The organism is Pseudoalteromonas sp. DSM 26666, assembly GCF_900116475.1.
GTDB lineage: Bacteria > Pseudomonadota > Gammaproteobacteria > Enterobacterales > Alteromonadaceae > Pseudoalteromonas > Pseudoalteromonas tetraodonis.
This window is the reverse complement of sequence record NZ_FPAR01000006.1, coordinates 288,245-304,764: the sequence shown is the minus strand read 5'-3', so window position 1 is coordinate 304,764 and position 16,520 is coordinate 288,245. Positions and strand designations below refer to the sequence as shown.

Annotated in this window: 14 protein-coding genes; all 14 read left to right on the top strand. The window is 34.5% G+C overall.

Going from position 1 to position 16,520, the window contains the following annotated elements; genetic code table 11:
* Positions 1 to 75 precede the first annotated feature (75 nt).
* The 14 genes from wecC to BM380_RS13190 all read left to right on the top strand — a co-directional run bounded on the left by wecC (position 76) and on the right by BM380_RS13190 (position 16,464).
* Positions 76 to 1,350 (top strand): UDP-N-acetyl-D-mannosamine dehydrogenase, encoded by a 1,275-nt coding sequence (wecC, locus tag BM380_RS13260; protein ID WP_090494781.1) that lies wholly within the window; start codon positions 76 to 78, stop codon positions 1,348 to 1,350.
* Complete coding sequence (gene tviB, locus BM380_RS13255) at positions 1,350 to 2,624, top strand: Vi polysaccharide biosynthesis UDP-N-acetylglucosamine C-6 dehydrogenase TviB (RefSeq protein WP_090494779.1); 1,275 nt, start codon at positions 1,350 to 1,352, stop codon at positions 2,622 to 2,624. Before wecC ends, tviB begins: the two co-directional genes overlap by 1 nt.
* Positions 2,625 to 2,755: 131 nt before the next feature.
* On the top strand, positions 2,756 to 3,787 hold the full coding sequence (locus tag BM380_RS13250; RefSeq protein ID WP_090494777.1) for an NAD-dependent epimerase/dehydratase family protein: 1,032 nt from the start codon (positions 2,756 to 2,758) through the stop codon (positions 3,785 to 3,787).
* 1 nt (position 3,788) lies between these two features.
* Complete coding sequence (gene rfbB, locus BM380_RS13245) at positions 3,789 to 4,892, top strand: dTDP-glucose 4,6-dehydratase (RefSeq protein ID WP_090494775.1); 1,104 nt, start codon at positions 3,789 to 3,791, stop codon at positions 4,890 to 4,892.
* Position 4,893: 1 nt separating this feature from the next.
* A complete protein-coding gene (gene rfbA / locus BM380_RS13240) occupies positions 4,894 to 5,769 on the top strand; it encodes a glucose-1-phosphate thymidylyltransferase RfbA (protein ID WP_090494772.1) in 876 nt (291 codons plus the stop codon).
* Between the two features lie 3 nt (positions 5,770 to 5,772).
* On the top strand, positions 5,773 to 6,849 hold the full coding sequence (locus BM380_RS13235; RefSeq protein WP_090494770.1) for a DegT/DnrJ/EryC1/StrS family aminotransferase: 1,077 nt from the start codon (positions 5,773 to 5,775) through the stop codon (positions 6,847 to 6,849).
* Positions 6,846 to 7,535 (top strand): WbqC family protein, encoded by a 690-nt coding sequence (locus BM380_RS13230; RefSeq protein ID WP_090494769.1) that lies wholly within the window; start codon positions 6,846 to 6,848, stop codon positions 7,533 to 7,535. Before BM380_RS13235 ends, BM380_RS13230 begins: the two co-directional genes overlap by 4 nt.
* 3 nt (positions 7,536 to 7,538) lie before the next feature.
* Positions 7,539 to 8,489 carry a hypothetical protein gene (locus tag BM380_RS13225; protein WP_090494767.1) on the top strand — a complete coding sequence of 317 codons (951 nt, stop codon included), beginning with the start codon at positions 7,539 to 7,541 and terminating at the stop codon, positions 8,487 to 8,489.
* 27 nt (positions 8,490 to 8,516) lie between these two features.
* Complete coding sequence (locus BM380_RS13220) at positions 8,517 to 9,035, top strand: GNAT family N-acetyltransferase (protein WP_254772070.1); 519 nt, start codon at positions 8,517 to 8,519, stop codon at positions 9,033 to 9,035.
* A gap of 8 nt (positions 9,036 to 9,043) precedes the next feature.
* Complete coding sequence (locus BM380_RS13215; RefSeq protein ID WP_090494764.1) at positions 9,044 to 10,555, top strand: oligosaccharide flippase family protein; 1,512 nt, start codon at positions 9,044 to 9,046, stop codon at positions 10,553 to 10,555.
* Complete coding sequence (locus BM380_RS13210) at positions 10,552 to 11,475, top strand: glycosyltransferase family 2 protein (RefSeq protein WP_090494763.1); 924 nt, start codon at positions 10,552 to 10,554, stop codon at positions 11,473 to 11,475. Before BM380_RS13215 ends, BM380_RS13210 begins: the two co-directional genes overlap by 4 nt.
* A gap of 18 nt (positions 11,476 to 11,493) precedes the next feature.
* On the top strand, positions 11,494 to 13,398 hold the full coding sequence (asnB, locus tag BM380_RS13205; protein ID WP_090494761.1) for an asparagine synthase (glutamine-hydrolyzing): 1,905 nt from the start codon (positions 11,494 to 11,496) through the stop codon (positions 13,396 to 13,398).
* The gene (locus BM380_RS13200) at positions 13,395 to 14,648 is read left to right on the top strand and encodes a hypothetical protein (RefSeq protein ID WP_090494759.1); all 1,254 of its coding nucleotides are present in this window, start codon (positions 13,395 to 13,397) and stop codon (positions 14,646 to 14,648) included. Before asnB ends, BM380_RS13200 begins: the two co-directional genes overlap by 4 nt.
* Positions 14,649 to 15,366: 718 nt before the next feature.
* A complete protein-coding gene (locus BM380_RS13190) occupies positions 15,367 to 16,464 on the top strand; it encodes a glycosyltransferase (RefSeq protein WP_090494756.1) in 1,098 nt (365 codons plus the stop codon).
* Positions 16,465 to 16,520 lie beyond the last annotated feature (56 nt).

The window sequence follows — 16,520 nt, the reverse complement described above, 5'->3', positions numbered from 1 at the left end:
TAGAACCTAGAACCTAGAACCTAGAACCTAGAACCTAGAACCTAGAACCTAGAACCTACATACACAAGGATTATCATGTCATTTAATACTATTTCAGTTGTTGGTTTGGGCTATATTGGCTTGCCAACTGCAGCCATGTTTGCATCACGTAAAAAAATCGTAATTGGTGTTGATGTAAATCAACATGCGGTAGATACTATAAATCGTGGTGAGATCCATATAGTAGAACCCGATCTAGATATGATAGTTCATGCCGCTGTTACTGAAGGGTATTTAAAAGCGGTAACAAAACCTGAGCCAGCAGATGCATTTTTAATTGCAGTGCCAACCCCGTTCAAAAATAACGATTCAGCAATACCTGAGCCTGATTTAAGTTATATCAAAGAAGCTAGTGAGGCTATTGCACCGGTTCTTAAGAAAGGGGACTTAGTAATATTGGAGTCAACATCTCCTGTTGGGGCGACTGAACAAATGGCTGATTGGTTAGCTGCTGCCCGCCCAGATTTAACATTCCCTAGTGCTGAAAGTAGCTATACAGATGCAAATATAGATGTGAATTTAGCACACTGCCCTGAACGTGTACTACCTGGGCATGTAGTTCGCGAACTGGTGGAAAATGACCGCGTAATAGGTGGTATGACTTCAAAGTGTTCAGAGCTTGCCGTAGAGCTCTATAAAACCTTCGTAAAAGGCGAATGCGTAATTACTAATGCTCGTACTGCTGAAATGGCTAAATTGACAGAAAACTCATGTAGAGATGTACAAATTGCGTTTGCTAATGAGTTATCAATAATCTGTGACAAGCTAAACATAGACGTTTGGGAGTTAATATCACTTGCCAATCGTCATCCTCGAATCAACATTCTACAACCAGGTCCAGGTGTTGGCGGACATTGTATTGCTGTAGATCCATGGTTTATTGTTAGTAAAACACCAGAACAGGCGAAAATAATACATACAGCGCGTAAGGTTAATGATGCAAAGCCACAGTGGGTAATTAATAAAGTAAAACTAGCTATAGCTGATTTTTTACAAGAAAACCCTAATAAAACTGCCAAAGATGTGACTATTGCTTGTTATGGCCTAGCTTTTAAGCCTGATATTGACGATTTACGAGAAAGCCCTGCATTAAATATAACTAAACAAGTTGTAAATATACACTCAGGAAACGTTATTGCAGTTGAGCCTAATATTAAATCCTTACCAAATAATATGACGGCCATTGAGTTATGCACTTTAGAGTATGCAATTGAAAATGCAGATATTCATTTATTGTTAGTTGATCACATACAATTTAGAGAAAAGAAAGTATCAAGTAACTTTTTGATTGATACAAAAGGAATTTGGTAATGAATTTTGAAAACATAAATATTGGTATTATCGGTCTTGGATATGTGGGACTGCCTTTAGCGGTCGAGTTTGGTAAAAAATACTCTGTATTGGGGTTTGATATTAATCAAAGTCGAATAGAGCAATTACAAAAAGGGTATGACTCTACACTAGAAGTTTCTGATAATGAGCTTAAAGAGTCGATTTATTTGAAATACTCAAGTGCAGTGACTGAGCTAAAGAATTGTAATGTTTATATTGTTACAGTTCCAACACCCATTGATGAGCATAAACAACCTGACTTAACCCCTTTAGTGAAAGCTAGTGAAATGCTTGGTAAGGTTGTTAAAAAAAACGATATAATTATTTATGAGTCAACAGTATACCCAGGCGCAACAGAAGAAGCTTGCTTACCTGTAGTTGAGAGAATTTCTGGGCTTAAGTTCAATGAGGATTTCTACGCAGGTTACTCTCCTGAGAGAATAAATCCCGGTGACAAAGAGCACCGTGTTACAAATATTTTAAAGGTAACCTCAGGCTCAACACCTGAGATTGCTGAAATAGTTGACCAACTTTATAAATCAATAATTACAGCGGGAACGCATAAAGCAAGTTCTATTAAAGTTGCTGAAGCGGCAAAAGTGATTGAAAACACACAGCGTGACGTAAATATTGCTTTGATCAATGAGCTGTCTATTATTTTTAACAAACTTAATATTGATACTCTAGAAGTTTTGGAGGCTGCAGGCACAAAATGGAATTTTTTACCATTTCGACCAGGCTTAGTGGGAGGGCATTGTATAGGTGTTGATCCATATTATTTAACTCATAAAGCTCAAAGCGTAGGTTATCACCCAGAAATGATTCTAGCGGGACGAAGATTAAACGATGGTATGGGCAAGCATGTAGTTTCTGAACTTGTAAAAAAAATGCTTAAAAAGCGTATTCAGATAAATGGCGCAAATATACTGCTAATGGGATTAACATTTAAAGAAAACTGTCCTGATTTACGTAATACTAAAGTTGTCGATATCGTTAGTGAGCTCAAAGAATACAATATTAATGTGGATATAGTGGACCCTTGGTGTTCAAACGATGAAGCTCAACATGAATATGGTTTGAATCTAACTACAGAGTATAAAGAGAATAACTATGATGCAATTATACTTGCAGTCGGACATAACGAATTTAAAGAAATGGGTGCTGATAAAATTCGTGGGCTAGGCAAAGTTGATCATGTACTTTACGACTTAAAATACGTACTACCGAAACAAAGTGTAGATATGAGGCTGTAAACAATTTTGATTAAAGGGTAAAGGCAAAAGATTCAAGTTTTTATTTACCCTTTGTTTTGTTAAATCTAGATTTTATTATTAAAAGCTCGAAGCTCGAAGCTCGAAGCTCGAAGCTCGAATCAAGGAATACCATGACTCGTTACGAACAAATTAAAGCTGAATTATTGGCCTCCCCTAAAACTTGGTTAGTAACAGGTGTCGCTGGCTTTATAGGCTCAAATCTTTTAGAGCACTTGTTAAAATTAAATCAAGTTGTTGTCGGACTAGACAATTTTGCAACTGGTCATCAGTATAATTTAGATGAAGTGAAAGGCTTGGTTTCAAGTGAACAATGGAGTCGTTTTACATTTATCAAAGGTGATATTTGTAATTATCAAGATTGCGAAGTAGCCATAAATAACAAAATAGATTATGTATTACATCAAGCAGCATTAGGCTCTGTACCACGTTCAATTGCTGATCCGATTACAACTAATGCAGCTAACATTACTGGTTTTTTAAATATGTTACAAGCAGCAAAAGAGGCTAACGTTAAAAGCTTTACTTATGCTGCAAGTAGCTCTACTTATGGTGACCACCCTGCATTACCAAAGGTTGAAGAAAATATTGGTAACCCGCTTTCTCCTTACGCGGTAACTAAATATGTTAATGAATTATATGCAGGTGTTTATGCAAAAACATATGGCTTTAAAACAATCGGTTTACGTTACTTTAATGTTTTTGGACAGCGACAGGATCCAAATGGAGCATACGCTGCAGTAATTCCAAAATGGACCGCTGATATGATAAAAGGCGAAGAGGTTTTTATAAACGGTGATGGCGAAACCAGCAGAGACTTTTGCTTTATTGAAAATACAGTTCAGATGAATATTTTAGCAGCTACAGCTTCAGATGATGTCAAAGATAATGTTTATAATGTAGCAGTAGGCGATCGAACTACATTAAATGATTTATACAAAGCTATTCAAGCAGCCCTGAGTGAGAGCTCAATTTTTGTTAAAAAAGATCCTACTTACAGAGATTTTAGAGCTGGTGATGTACGCCATTCTCAAGCAGATGTGAGTAAGGCTAAGAACAATTTAGGCTACGAGCCAGAATTCAAAATATCGCAAGGTATAAGTAAAGCAATGCCTTGGTATAAAGAGTTTTTAGGTAAAAAATAATATGAAAATACTTGTAACTGGTGGTGCAGGATTTATTGGTTCTGCTGTTATCCGTCATATCATTGAGAATACAAGTGATCTGGTTATCAACCTAGATAAGCTTACTTATGCCGGTAATTTAGAATCACTCAGGCCTATAGATAACAATCCTCGTTATACATTTGAGCAGGCTGACATTTGTAACCGTGAAGAATTAGATCGTATTTTAAAAAAGTATCAGCCTGACGCCGTTATGCACTTAGCTGCTGAGAGTCATGTCGACCGCTCAATTACTGGACCTGCGGAATTTATTCAAACCAATATTGTAGGCACGTATAATTTATTAGAAGCCGCTCGCGAATATTGGAATACATTAACTGATACAGCTAAAAATGTATTTAGGTTCCACCATATATCTACCGATGAAGTATATGGTGATTTACCGCATCCTGATGAACAAGAAAATAATGCGCAGAGTAAAACGCTACCTTTGTTTACCGAAAAAACAGCTTACGCACCGAGTAGCCCATATTCCGCGAGCAAAGCGTCAAGCGATCATTTAGTGCGTGCTTGGCTGCGTACTTATGGTTTACCTACCATAATTACAAATTGCTCAAATAATTATGGCCCTTACCATTTCCCTGAAAAACTAATTCCTCTGGTTATTCTTAATGCACTTGAGGGGAAAGAGCTGCCAATTTATGGTAAAGGCGACCAAATTCGTGATTGGCTTTATGTAGAAGATCATGCACGTGCACTATATAAAGTAGTAACTGAAGGTAAAGTTGGCGAAACATATAATATTGGCGGACATAACGAAAAGCAAAATATTGAAGTAGTAAAAACCATTTGCAGTATTCTAGATGAGTTGGTGCCAAAAAAGTCGAGTTATGCCGAACAAATAACATTTGTTAATGATAGGCCAGGGCACGATCGCCGATACGCTATAGATGCATCAAAGATGAGTGAAGAGCTTAACTGGCAGCCTGTTGAAACTTTCGAAACAGGGCTTCGCAAAACGGTTCAGTGGTATTTAGATAACCAAACATGGTGTAAAAATGTGCAAGATGGTTCATACAAGCGCGAGCGCTTAGGTGAACTAAACACACGTGTAGAAGGAGAGTAGTATGAAAGGGATTATCCTCGCGGGCGGCTCGGGCACTCGTCTTTACCCTATTACAATGGGGGTATCAAAGCAGTTATTACCAATTTATGATAAGCCAATGATTTATTATCCACTGTCGGTATTAATGCTAGCTGGAATTAGAGAAGTGCTTATTATTACTACTCCAGAAGATAGCGACTCATTTAAGCGTTTACTGGGTGATGGTTCACAATTTGGTATTGAGCTTAGCTATACAGTACAGCCAAGCCCCGATGGCTTAGCGCAGGCTTTTATTTTAGGCGAAGACTTTATTGGAAATGACGATGTATGTTTAGTATTGGGTGATAATATTTTTTATGGCCAAGGTTTTACACCTAAATTAAAACAGGCTGTAGAGAATGCTAAAAGTGGAAAAGATGCAACAGTATTTGGTTACCAAGTTAAAGATCCTGAGCGATTTGGTGTAGTCGAATTTAATGAGCAACAAAAAGCAATTTCAATTGAAGAGAAGCCAGTTAAGCCAAAGTCACACTTTGCAGTAACAGGCCTTTATTTTTATGATAATTCCGTAGTTGAACTAGCGAAACAAGTTGAGCCTTCAGCGCGTGGTGAGCTTGAAATTACCTGCCTTAACGAAATTTATTTAGAGCAAGGTAAACTAAATGTTGAGATACTTGGTCGTGGGTTTGCTTGGTTAGATACAGGCACGCACGAAAGCTTGCTTGAAGCCGCACAATTTGTAGAAACTATAGAAAAACGCCAAGGCTATAAAATCGCATGCTTGGAAGAAATTGCATTTAATTATGGCTGGTTAAGTAAGCAAGAGCTTGAGGTACTAGCAAAACCATTTTTAAAAAATAGTTATGGCCAATACCTAATGCAATTGATAAAAGATTAAATAATGATAGCACTTAATAAACCACTAACCCCAGACTTAACTAAGTTGACTGCTTATTTAGCGCAAGTCAATGAGAGTGGCTGGTACACTAATTTTGGTCCATTACATGAGCAACTCACGAAGCGTCTAGAGGCGTATCTAGGTGTTGAAAACTTATTGCTAGTCTCTAATGGTACTATCGCAATTCAAGTCGCTTGTAAAGCATTAAATATTAATTCAGCTATTACAACTCCTTTTACTTTTGTAGCAACGACTAGCTCATTATTGTGGCAAGGCATTGACACAGCATTCAGTGATATTGATATGCACAGCTATAACTTATGCCCAATAGCACTTGATAAAGCGCTCGCAAAAGATAATAACTACGATGGCGTAGTTGCAACTCATGTCTATGGTAACCCATGTAATGTTCACGATATAGCTGACGTCGCCAATAAGTATAATAAAAAAGTAATTTACGATGCGGCACATGCTTTTGATGTGAAAATAGCTGGGCAATCAGTGCTTAATTATGGTGATGCAAGCACGTTAAGTTTTCATGCTACTAAGGTTTTCCATACGGTTGAAGGTGGCGCTATTATTTTCAAATGTAAGGCTGATTTTGATAAAGCTAAGCAACTGATAAATTTTGGTATACAAGCTGATGGAACACTTGGCGCGGCAGGTATCAATGCCAAACTTAACGAATACCAATGTGCTGTAGGTTTAACATTACTTGATGATATTGAAAGTGTTATAAAGCATCGAACAGCACTATTTGATAACTACACAAATCAGTTGAAAAATGTGGTTGAATTACCACAATGGCATTCGCAAGCAAGCCTCAATGGTGCTTATATGCCTATATACATCGCGGATGCACAAAAGCAGAAAGATGTAATGCAAGCTCTGGCTAAAAATGATATTCAATGCCGTCGCTATTTTACACCCTCACTTGATCTAGCCTATAGCAAACAAAAAAGCTTTGGTTGCGGCAACAGTCAAAAGGTAGCAGGCGGGATCATTTGTTTACCATTGCATAACTCTATGAGCGCTGAAGATGTGTTAACCGTCACTAACGTTATTAAGGAAATACTATGAGCTTTGCTGTAATGCAGCCTTATTTATTCCCTTATTTAGGTTATTATCAATTGGTCAATGCTGTAGATAAATTTGTTTTTTATGACGATGTAACCTTTATAAAAGGAGGCTATATAAATCGGAATAACATTCTATCAAATGGTAAAGCTCAGCGTTTTACTATCCCGGTGCCTGGCATGTCATCAAATACATTAATTAATGAACTAAGCTTTGATAAAAATATAAAAAAAATACTTAAAACAATTGAACAAAGTTATAAAAAAGCCCCTTACTTTGAGCATGTTTTTCCACTTATTAAATCCGTATTGAATAATGAAAACAGACGTGTGGATCATCTTTGTGCGAAGAGTATTTCAGTCGTGTTTGATTATTTAGGTATTAGTAAAGACTTTTATTATTCAAGTGAACTCGAGTATAACCGTGATTTATCTGCTGCCGATAAGTTGATAGCTATGGCTGGTATTTTAAAATCAAATGATTACATAAATAGCCCAGGTGGAAAATCGCTTTATGATAAAGAGTATTTTCTTGAAAAAGAAATATGTTTATCGTTTATCGAAACTGAAAAATATGAATACTCACAGAATAATGACGAATTTATTCCTCATTTATCGATTATAGATGTATTGATGTGGAATAACAAAATACAAGTCGTTGAGCTATTAGATAAATTTAAGTTGGTCTAACTGATGGCTATTGGTGGGTATAATCAATTACCATTAATCAGTTTAGATACACAATTAGGGGCTGATGCCTATCAATTTCAATCAGCTCGAGCAGCTTTATACGCGTACTTAAATGCCGCGAAAATTAAAACGCTGTATGTACCAAATTATATTTGCGATAGCATTTTTCCAGCACTTAAGTCATTAACTATTGAGGTTAAGTTTTATTCGGTTAATGAGCAGTTACTTCCTGAAAGTTGTCCAAAGCAAATAAATAAAAGCAACAGTAGAATACTTTTAGTGAATTATTTTGGTTTGTTGAATGAGCAAATCAAAACGTTAACTGCAGTATCTCCTGAGTTATTTATTGTTGATAATTCACAAGCTTTGTTTAGTGAGCACATAGAAGGTACAACAAGTATTTACTCGCCTCGTAAATTTTTAGGCATCCCCGATGGTGGGCTGCTGAGAACAGAGATAAAAATTAATATGCCAGAAGCTCTATATGATGCTAGCGAAAATGTTGGGCATTTGTTACTCCGTGCTGCAGGTGATGTGCAAGCAGGGTACGTGCGGTTTTTAGCCGCGGAGCAGGCGCTTGAATGCTTTATACCAAAAAAGATATCAGTAATATCGGCTCACCTAATTAAATGCGCAGACATAAACGCAATTAAAGAGAAACGACGACGTAACTATAAAATTTTATATAATGAATTTAAATCAATAAATCAGTTAAATCTTCCTGTAGATGAGCATGTACCACTTTGTTACCCACTAAAAATTAGTTTCAATGTTGCTAGTATTTGTAAAGAACTTGTTAGTAGTGCTGTTTATTTACCTAGATACTGGTGTAGTTATCATAGCGGTAGTGTAGGGAAAGATATGTTTGAAAACACTTTATTTTTACCTGTTGACGAACGTATTAGCACAACTAAATTACTGCAGCTGGTTAAATTAATTAGAAACAAGCTATAAGTTTAAAATGCTTATTAAAAGAGATATATGATGAAAGAGATTTTTTTAAGAGAATTATCTATAGCAGATATAGAAATTTTAAATGAATGGCGAAATACAAAAAAAACTGTTGATTACTTAGGTGCAAATTTTCGCTATGTGGATATGGCTATAGATAAAAAGTGGTTTGAAAATTATCAGAATAATAGGGCAAATAACGTTCGGTTAGCTATCTGCTGCCAAGAAACTAATCAGTTATTAGGTGCTGTTTATTTGCTTAATATAGATTGGCTTAACCGTAATACGGAGTTTGCAATTTGGTTAGGTGATGAAAGTATTAGAGGACAAGGGGTTGGAGAGCGTGCTACGACACTTGCTTTAGAGCATGCATTTTTAGATTTAAATTTACATAGGGTATATCTAACTGTATTAGAAAAAAATCTAGCAGCAATAGGGTTATATAATAAGATAGGCTTCAAAAAAGAAGGCACTTTAGTGGACGCAGTTTACAAAAATGGGAAATATATCAACATGACGTCAATGGCAATAATTAAGAAAAGTAATTAAGCGATACTATGTCATTGAAGAAAAATATAATAGCAAATTATGTCAGTCAAATATATGTAACTGCTATAGGAATATTAATACTACCTTACTATATAGAGTACATGGGAGCGGAGGCCTATGGATTAGTTGGCTTTTTTGTACTGTTGCAAGCTTGGTTTAACTTGCTTGACTTAGGTTTAACACCCACAATTAGCAGAGAAACAGCTCGTTTTAAATCAGGAGCTACAACACCTTTAGGATTTCGTCAAATATATAGAGCGTTGAATGTTATATTTTTTATTATTGCGCTAGTTGGAGGGCTTTCTTTATATTTGTTATCAGAAGTAGTTGCCAGAAGGTGGTTGAATTTCGATAGCCTAGACATGAATAATGTAATTTTCTCCGTAAAGATAATGGCACTTACAGTAGCATTTAGGTGGCTTTGTGGTCTTTACAGAGGGGTGATAACTGGGAGTGAGAGCCTTGTATGGCTTAGCTACTTTAATATAGTTATGGCTACATTAAGATCTTTAGGTGTATTTGTTGTAATGTTTGAATTTGGATTTACAATTTTTACCTTTTTTGTCTATCAGTTAATAATAGCGTTTGTAGAAACCTCAGTGCTTTTTAACAAGTCGCGTACGTTATTACCCCCTATAAACTCTAACCTAGAAGCAATTGGCTGGTCTTTAAAGCCACTATTACCTGTATTAAAATTTTCAATGACTATCGCTTTTACTGCTTCTATCTGGGTATTGGTTACTCAAACAGATAAGTTGGTGCTTTCAAATGTATTGCCATTAGCTGAGTATGGTTATTTCACTTTAGCGGTTTTGGTTGCTGGCGGCATTATGATAATAAGCGGTCCAATTAGTAATGCTGTATTACCTAGAATGACATCATTATTTGCTCAGAACAAAAATATTGAAATGCTAAACGTGTATCACAGCGCAACTCAATTGGTTGCAATCATTGGTGGTGCCGCAGCAATCACTATCTTCTTTAGTGCTGAAAGCTTGCTATTTGCATGGACTGGAGATAAACATTTGTCTGAAGCAGTAGCTCCTATATTACGTCTGTATGTTATAGGGAACAGCTTTTTAATAATTACTTCGTTTCCTTATTATCTTCAATATGCAAAGGGTAATTTGAAATATCATTTATATGGTAACTTTATATTTGCGGGTATTTTACTTCCAGCTATAGTACTAGTCGCTAAGTATTATGGGGCAGTGGGGGCAGGCTATACTTGGGTTATTATAAACCTTTTATTTTTAACGTTTTGGGTGGGATTTATTCATTATAAAATTGAACCTGGTTTACATCTCAAGTGGCTATTTAATAATGTTATACTTGTGTGTATTCCAGCAGTATGTGTAGGTTATATTACTCATCATATAGTATTTGAACCTGTGACTAGATTAGATAACTTTTATGTAGTTATAAGTACTGGTATGCCTGTTTTTTTAACTTCTTTATTCTTTTCTCCTATAGCAAGAAAGATTTTAGGTGAAAAATATTTCAATAAGGTAATGTCTTGACCCAAAATCGTAAAATAAAAGTTTCTGTTTGTGTTGTCACTTATAACCAAGAAAAATATATCCGTGATTGCCTAGAAAGCATAGTGAATCAAAGTACTAATTTTAATTTTGAAGTAATTGTCAGTGATGACTGTTCTACTGATCGTACGGCTGAAATCATTCAAGAGTATGCTGATAAATATGCGTTTGTTAGACCTGTTTTACGAAGAGTAAATGTAGGGGCGGGCGCCAACTACTTTGATGCACATAATTTAGCTATTGGTGAATATGTTAGTCATTGTGATGGTGATGATCTGTTTTTGCCAGGCAAACTCCAAAAACAAGCTGATCTACTTGATGAAAAACCCTTTATTTCGATGACAACTCATGCTGTTAAAGTTATAGATAGTCAAGAAGTGATTGGGGCAGATCCCAAGTTACCTATAATAGCGAGCGTTGAGAAATTAGTATCTCTTGGGACATACTTTGTGCATAGTAGTGTTATGTATCGATACAAATGTAGAAAAAAATACCCTGAAGGATTTGAGGCTGTAGATTTCTATGTTTATATTGATACAGCAATTAATGGTCCTATTTATTTAGATAAATCAGTGCTTGGTTGTTATCGTAAACATGGTGGTGGTGTATCATCAAATCCTGTTTATAGATCAGCGATAGAAGACTTTTATCTTGATGCCTATAATTTAGCCCTTAGCTTGGGGGTAAATAAAGCAATAGTAAAAAAAGCGCAAGTACACAAAAAGCTAACTACATCTCTAAATTGTTGTTTTATTGGTGAATATTTCGGTTTCAAAAAGTGGATTGAACTTTCGGCTGAAGAATATAAATATGCAACTTGGTCACACAAATTCTTGCATTTTACGAGGCATTTTCCTTTAATTTTTTGTGTTTTATATTTAATAAAAAAAATAAAAAAATAATTTAGTAGAGACTTTTACATGTGTGGTTTTGCCGGTTTTATAAGTATAAAGAAGACTATAGATTTTGGAGCGGAATCTGTAGTTAGGGATATGTTAAGTAAAATTAATCATCGTGGTCCAGATGACTCTGGTACTTGGATTGAGGATGGCGTTGTTTTTGGGCATCAACGTTTGTCTATTCATGATCTATCTCCGCTAGGTCATCAGCCTATGCACTCCTATTCGAATCGGTTTGTTGTTGTATTTAATGGCGAGATTTATAATTTCTTAGAGCTTAAAGAAGAGCTTGTAGCATTGGGAAGTGTGTTTAAAAGTGAATCTGATACGGAAGTATTACTAGCATGTATTGAAAAGTGGGGAGTAGAAGCCTCTCTTAAGAAGTTTACAGGCATGTTTGCTTTTGCTTTATGGGATAAAGAAAATAAACAATTATATTTAGCTCGCGATCGCATGGGTGAAAAGCCTCTTTATTATTCGATTCTACCGAGTGGTATTGTTTTTGGTTCGCAATTAGGCAGCTTAACCCAGCACCCTCTTTTTGATAAAGAACTAGATAGGAATGCCATTGGGTTATATTTAAGACATGGTTATATTCCTGCACCATTTAGTGTTTATAAAAATACTAAAAAATTAATGCCAGGTAACTTTTTAGTTATTGATATTAGAGGTAATGAAGTAATAACTAGTCCAACAGCCGCATATTGGTCATTTAAAAACGTGTGTGAAACATATAAAAATAAAGACAGAATAAATGATCCAAAATTAGCATTAAGTGAACTAGATGTATTAATCAATAAAAGTATAAAACAACAATCTCAAGCAGATGTGCCTTTAGGGGCGTTTTTGTCTGGCGGAATCGACTCGTCTTTAATTACTTCTTATATGCAAGCTCAGTCCTCTAAACCAATTAATACTTTCACAATAGGTTTCAAAGATCCTAAGTATAATGAAGCTAAATTTGCTAAAGAAATAGCAAACCATTTAGGTACAAATCATACAGAGCATTATATAGACCAGTCTGATTTGTTATCAGTAGTTCCCAAACTCCCACTTGTTTATGATGAACCCTTCGCAGATTCATCGCAGTTACCTACATATATAGTAGGAGCTTTAGCAAAACAAAAAGTAACAGTGGCGTTATCTGGTGATGGTGGTGATGAATTATTTTGTGGTTATAGCCGCTATGAAAGAACTTACCAGCGCTGGAATAAGGTTAGCAAAATTCCAGAGCCAGTCCGTGGCTTAATAAATAGTACAAGTAAACATATTAATGTTTTAAATAATGTTCATAACTTTAAAGCTATGGGTAAAAGCACCCATGAATTAATAAGAAGTTTGGACTATTTAGGTTGTGCTGATTTTAATTCTTTCTATAAGCGCTCTGTATCCACTCTTATGAATGTAGAATCTCTTGTAAAAGGTGCTTCACCTATTTTATCTGCCTATGATGAGCAAGCTGGGTATGATTTATATAATCACATGATGAATGCTGATTCTATGCAATATTTACCAGATGATATTTTAGTAAAAGTTGATCGAGCTTTTATGGGCTCAAGCCTAGAAGGACGCATTCCTTTACTTGATCATAATATTGTTGAATTTTCAAAAAAAATCCCTGTAGATATTCATAGGTTTGATGGAAAGGGTAAATACTTATTGAGAGAACTTCTCTACAAAAAAGTACCTAAAAAATTGATTGAGCGTCCTAAAATGGGGTTTGCTATTCCGCTTGACGATTGGTTAAGAGGTGCTCTGAATGAGTGGGCTAATGATTTACTTTGTCCATCAAGGCTACAGCAAGATGATATTTTTGATGTCAATTTTGTTACTAAAATGTGGGAACAGCATCAAAGTAAAGTCAATAACTGGGGAACGTTACTTTGGTCAATTTTAATGTTTAATGCTTGGTTAGATGAACAATGAAACTACCAAAGCTAACAATTAAAACATCTCAAGAAGGCTTTTTGTTTCGGTCTTTATTGCTAGTTTTAACATTTTCCTATTTATTTCAATTAAAGTTTTTAAAATTTGAGTGGATGCCAGCTACACGTTTCGTTTTTCTACTGTGTACTTTAATTATAGGCATAAAGTTACTTTATTTTTTTAAAAAAGAGATTGAAAAAAATATAATTTTTTATTTCTTTCAATTCTCTGTTTTTTTATATGTTATTTTTCAAGCTATTATTTTACCTACAGATTTTGGGATGTTAAGTAAAATAATTGTATTTTTAGTTTTTACTCTTTATATAGCGGCAGCAGCGTCATTTTTTTTTAGGGATGTACGGCACTTTTTAAAAGTAATTATGATTTGCTGTTGTATACAATCCGTAATGATATTTATTTCTTTTATATTTCCAGCATACAGGGATTGGCTTTCAACAGTGATGGTTGAAGGCAGTAATATTCCTTTAACTGACCCTTTTAGGGTACCCGGTTTTTCTACAGGATCTGGTGCGAGTTTAGCATTAACTATATCAGCGGGCGTTTTTGCTTCTATGGCACTTTATTGGCGTTCAACAATGTTAAGGCGAAAAATATTATACTTGTTTGTATCTTTAATTATGAGTGCATCTTGCATTTTGGTAGGTAAATTAGGTTTATTTCTTAGTTTTTTTTATATTTTTATTTTCTTTATAATATCTTCGAGTAATTTCAAACACACACTCTTTATAGTCTTTATATTTTTAATTAGTTTATTTACTTTATATCTTGGCTCAGAGGTTGATTGGGAGGCGATAGCATATCCATTAGAGCGTTCTTTTTCGATCTTCTTAAAGGGTGAAGATGCAACCGCTGGGGCATTAGCTAAAATGCCTATTCCTGCTCTTGAAATAAAAACCATTATAGGCACAGGTTTGGCAGCTAAAGCTAATGGCCTAAATGCCTCTGGCAGTGATATAGGCTATGTTCAAACTTATTATGGTTTTGGTTTAATTGTTTCTATTTTATTTTACGCAACACTCTTTATTTATTTAGTGAAAAATATTATTCGTTTACCTAACTCTACGAATAAACTCTTATGCGCTGTTTTTTTTATACCTTTGTTTATTATTGAACTTAAAGAGCCATTTATTACAAAGATAATCTACCCATTAATATTATTTACTTTGATATTTTTGTCAAAAAAAGAGATTAATAATGAGAGCCTTAGACGTACTAATAAAGATTTATAATCTAACAAATGAACGATTAAAGTCTTATATTTAAATAACTTATCAGGCTTAGTATTTGTTTTTATTTATTTAGTATAATAAAAATAATGTACTCTACGAATAAAATGAGGATTTTTTGCGAATTATCGGTCAGAAATACAGATTCTCAGAAGTGTTGCTATATCTTTGTGGTTCTATTTCATTTCGGATTTAATTCATTGCAAAGTGCCTTTTAGGTGTAGACATTTTTTATTAGTGGCTTTTTGATGGCTGTTTTATATAACAATAATTACAAGGTTGAGTTTTATATAAGAAGCGCTAAAAGGTTTTTGCTTACTTATTATTTTGTGATATTTTTTACGCTGGTCTTTTCTTATTTAGTAAGAACCCCGAACCAGACAGAGCAGGTAATAACTCAAGTTAAATATGCAACGGTATCTGTAGTTGAGTATTTCTGTAATTCTGAATATAAATATTCTAATGATAACGGAGCTCATCATTATTTTGATGGCCACCACTTTACAATTACGGGTAGCTCAAGACTCAGATCTGTTTTTGATAATATTTTACTGAAGTAGCTATTAAATATATCTGGGTATGATTTATCACCTCTTGTATTTTTAAGTATTACCACAGTTTTTTAATATGAAATGAAATAGTTTTTGATGCGATATCAAGTTAAAGATAATACATATAATTACAAACCATAGAGCTATTTTTAGGTAACATAAGTTTAGTTATGAAAGAAAATTCCCCAATATTACTGGTTATCGATCATTTTGGCTCAGGCGGAGCACAAAGGCAAATTGTTAATATTGCTAATGGTTTGGTTGAAGCTGGTGAAGATGTTCATATATTTATATACTACCCAGAGTTTACTCATCATAGAGCTAACTTAGATAATCGAGTCATGGTTCATGAAACAGTCAAATCCAATAAATTTGGTTTTTCTGTGGTATTTAAATTGATTGGTTTATTGTATAAATTTAACTATAAAAGCGCTCTTGTATTTTTAAACACGCCTGCATTTTATTTGGAATTAGCGAGTTTATTTTATGTGAAAAAAATTACACTTACTTATTCCGAAAGAACCTCTCTTGAGCTAATGCCAACAAGTTTTTTAAGTAAAATAAGATACAAATTTCATGGCGTATGTAAAAACATCACTTCAAATTCAATTGTCCAATCTGAGAAATTAAAGTTAGTTCATGTTAACAAAAATGTTGTTTATATTCCTAATGCTATGCCAAAGCCTTTTTTTGACATTAAAATCAACCCTAAAGCCATTGAGAAGCGGATATTCACTGTTGTAGCGCATACAACGCCATTTAAAAATTTTAGATATGTTGCAGAAGCACTTGTTTTATACAAAACAAGTTTTTCGTCTCCCGTACCAAAAATATACTGGTATGGCCGAATTATAAAATCTAATGAGTTTGACTTGGTTGAAAGGTTATTGCAAGAGCATGACTTAATTGATAATTTAGTTTTTTACGGGGCGGCTGAGAATATACCACTTATATTAGAAAACTCATTTATGCTGATTCATCCTTCTAAATTTGAATCGTCGTCCAACTCAGTTGCAGAAGCTCTAGCAACAGGAACCCCTACAATACTTGGTAATATCTCTGATCATGAAATTATTTTAAAAGATTCTTCTGCTGGTTTTTTAGTGGATTTAGAAAAGCCTATTGAGTTATCGCGTTGTTTAGAGGCTGCCACAAAAATTAATGCTATTGAATATAAGCAGTTGTGTGAAAATGCTAAATATTATGCAACAGAGAATTTTAAGTCTGAAAGTGTTTTAAAAAAATATATAAAATTACTCAATGATTAATTTTTTATATGAAAGAGGGACGCAATAAGTACTTAATGTCATAATATGTAAAATAG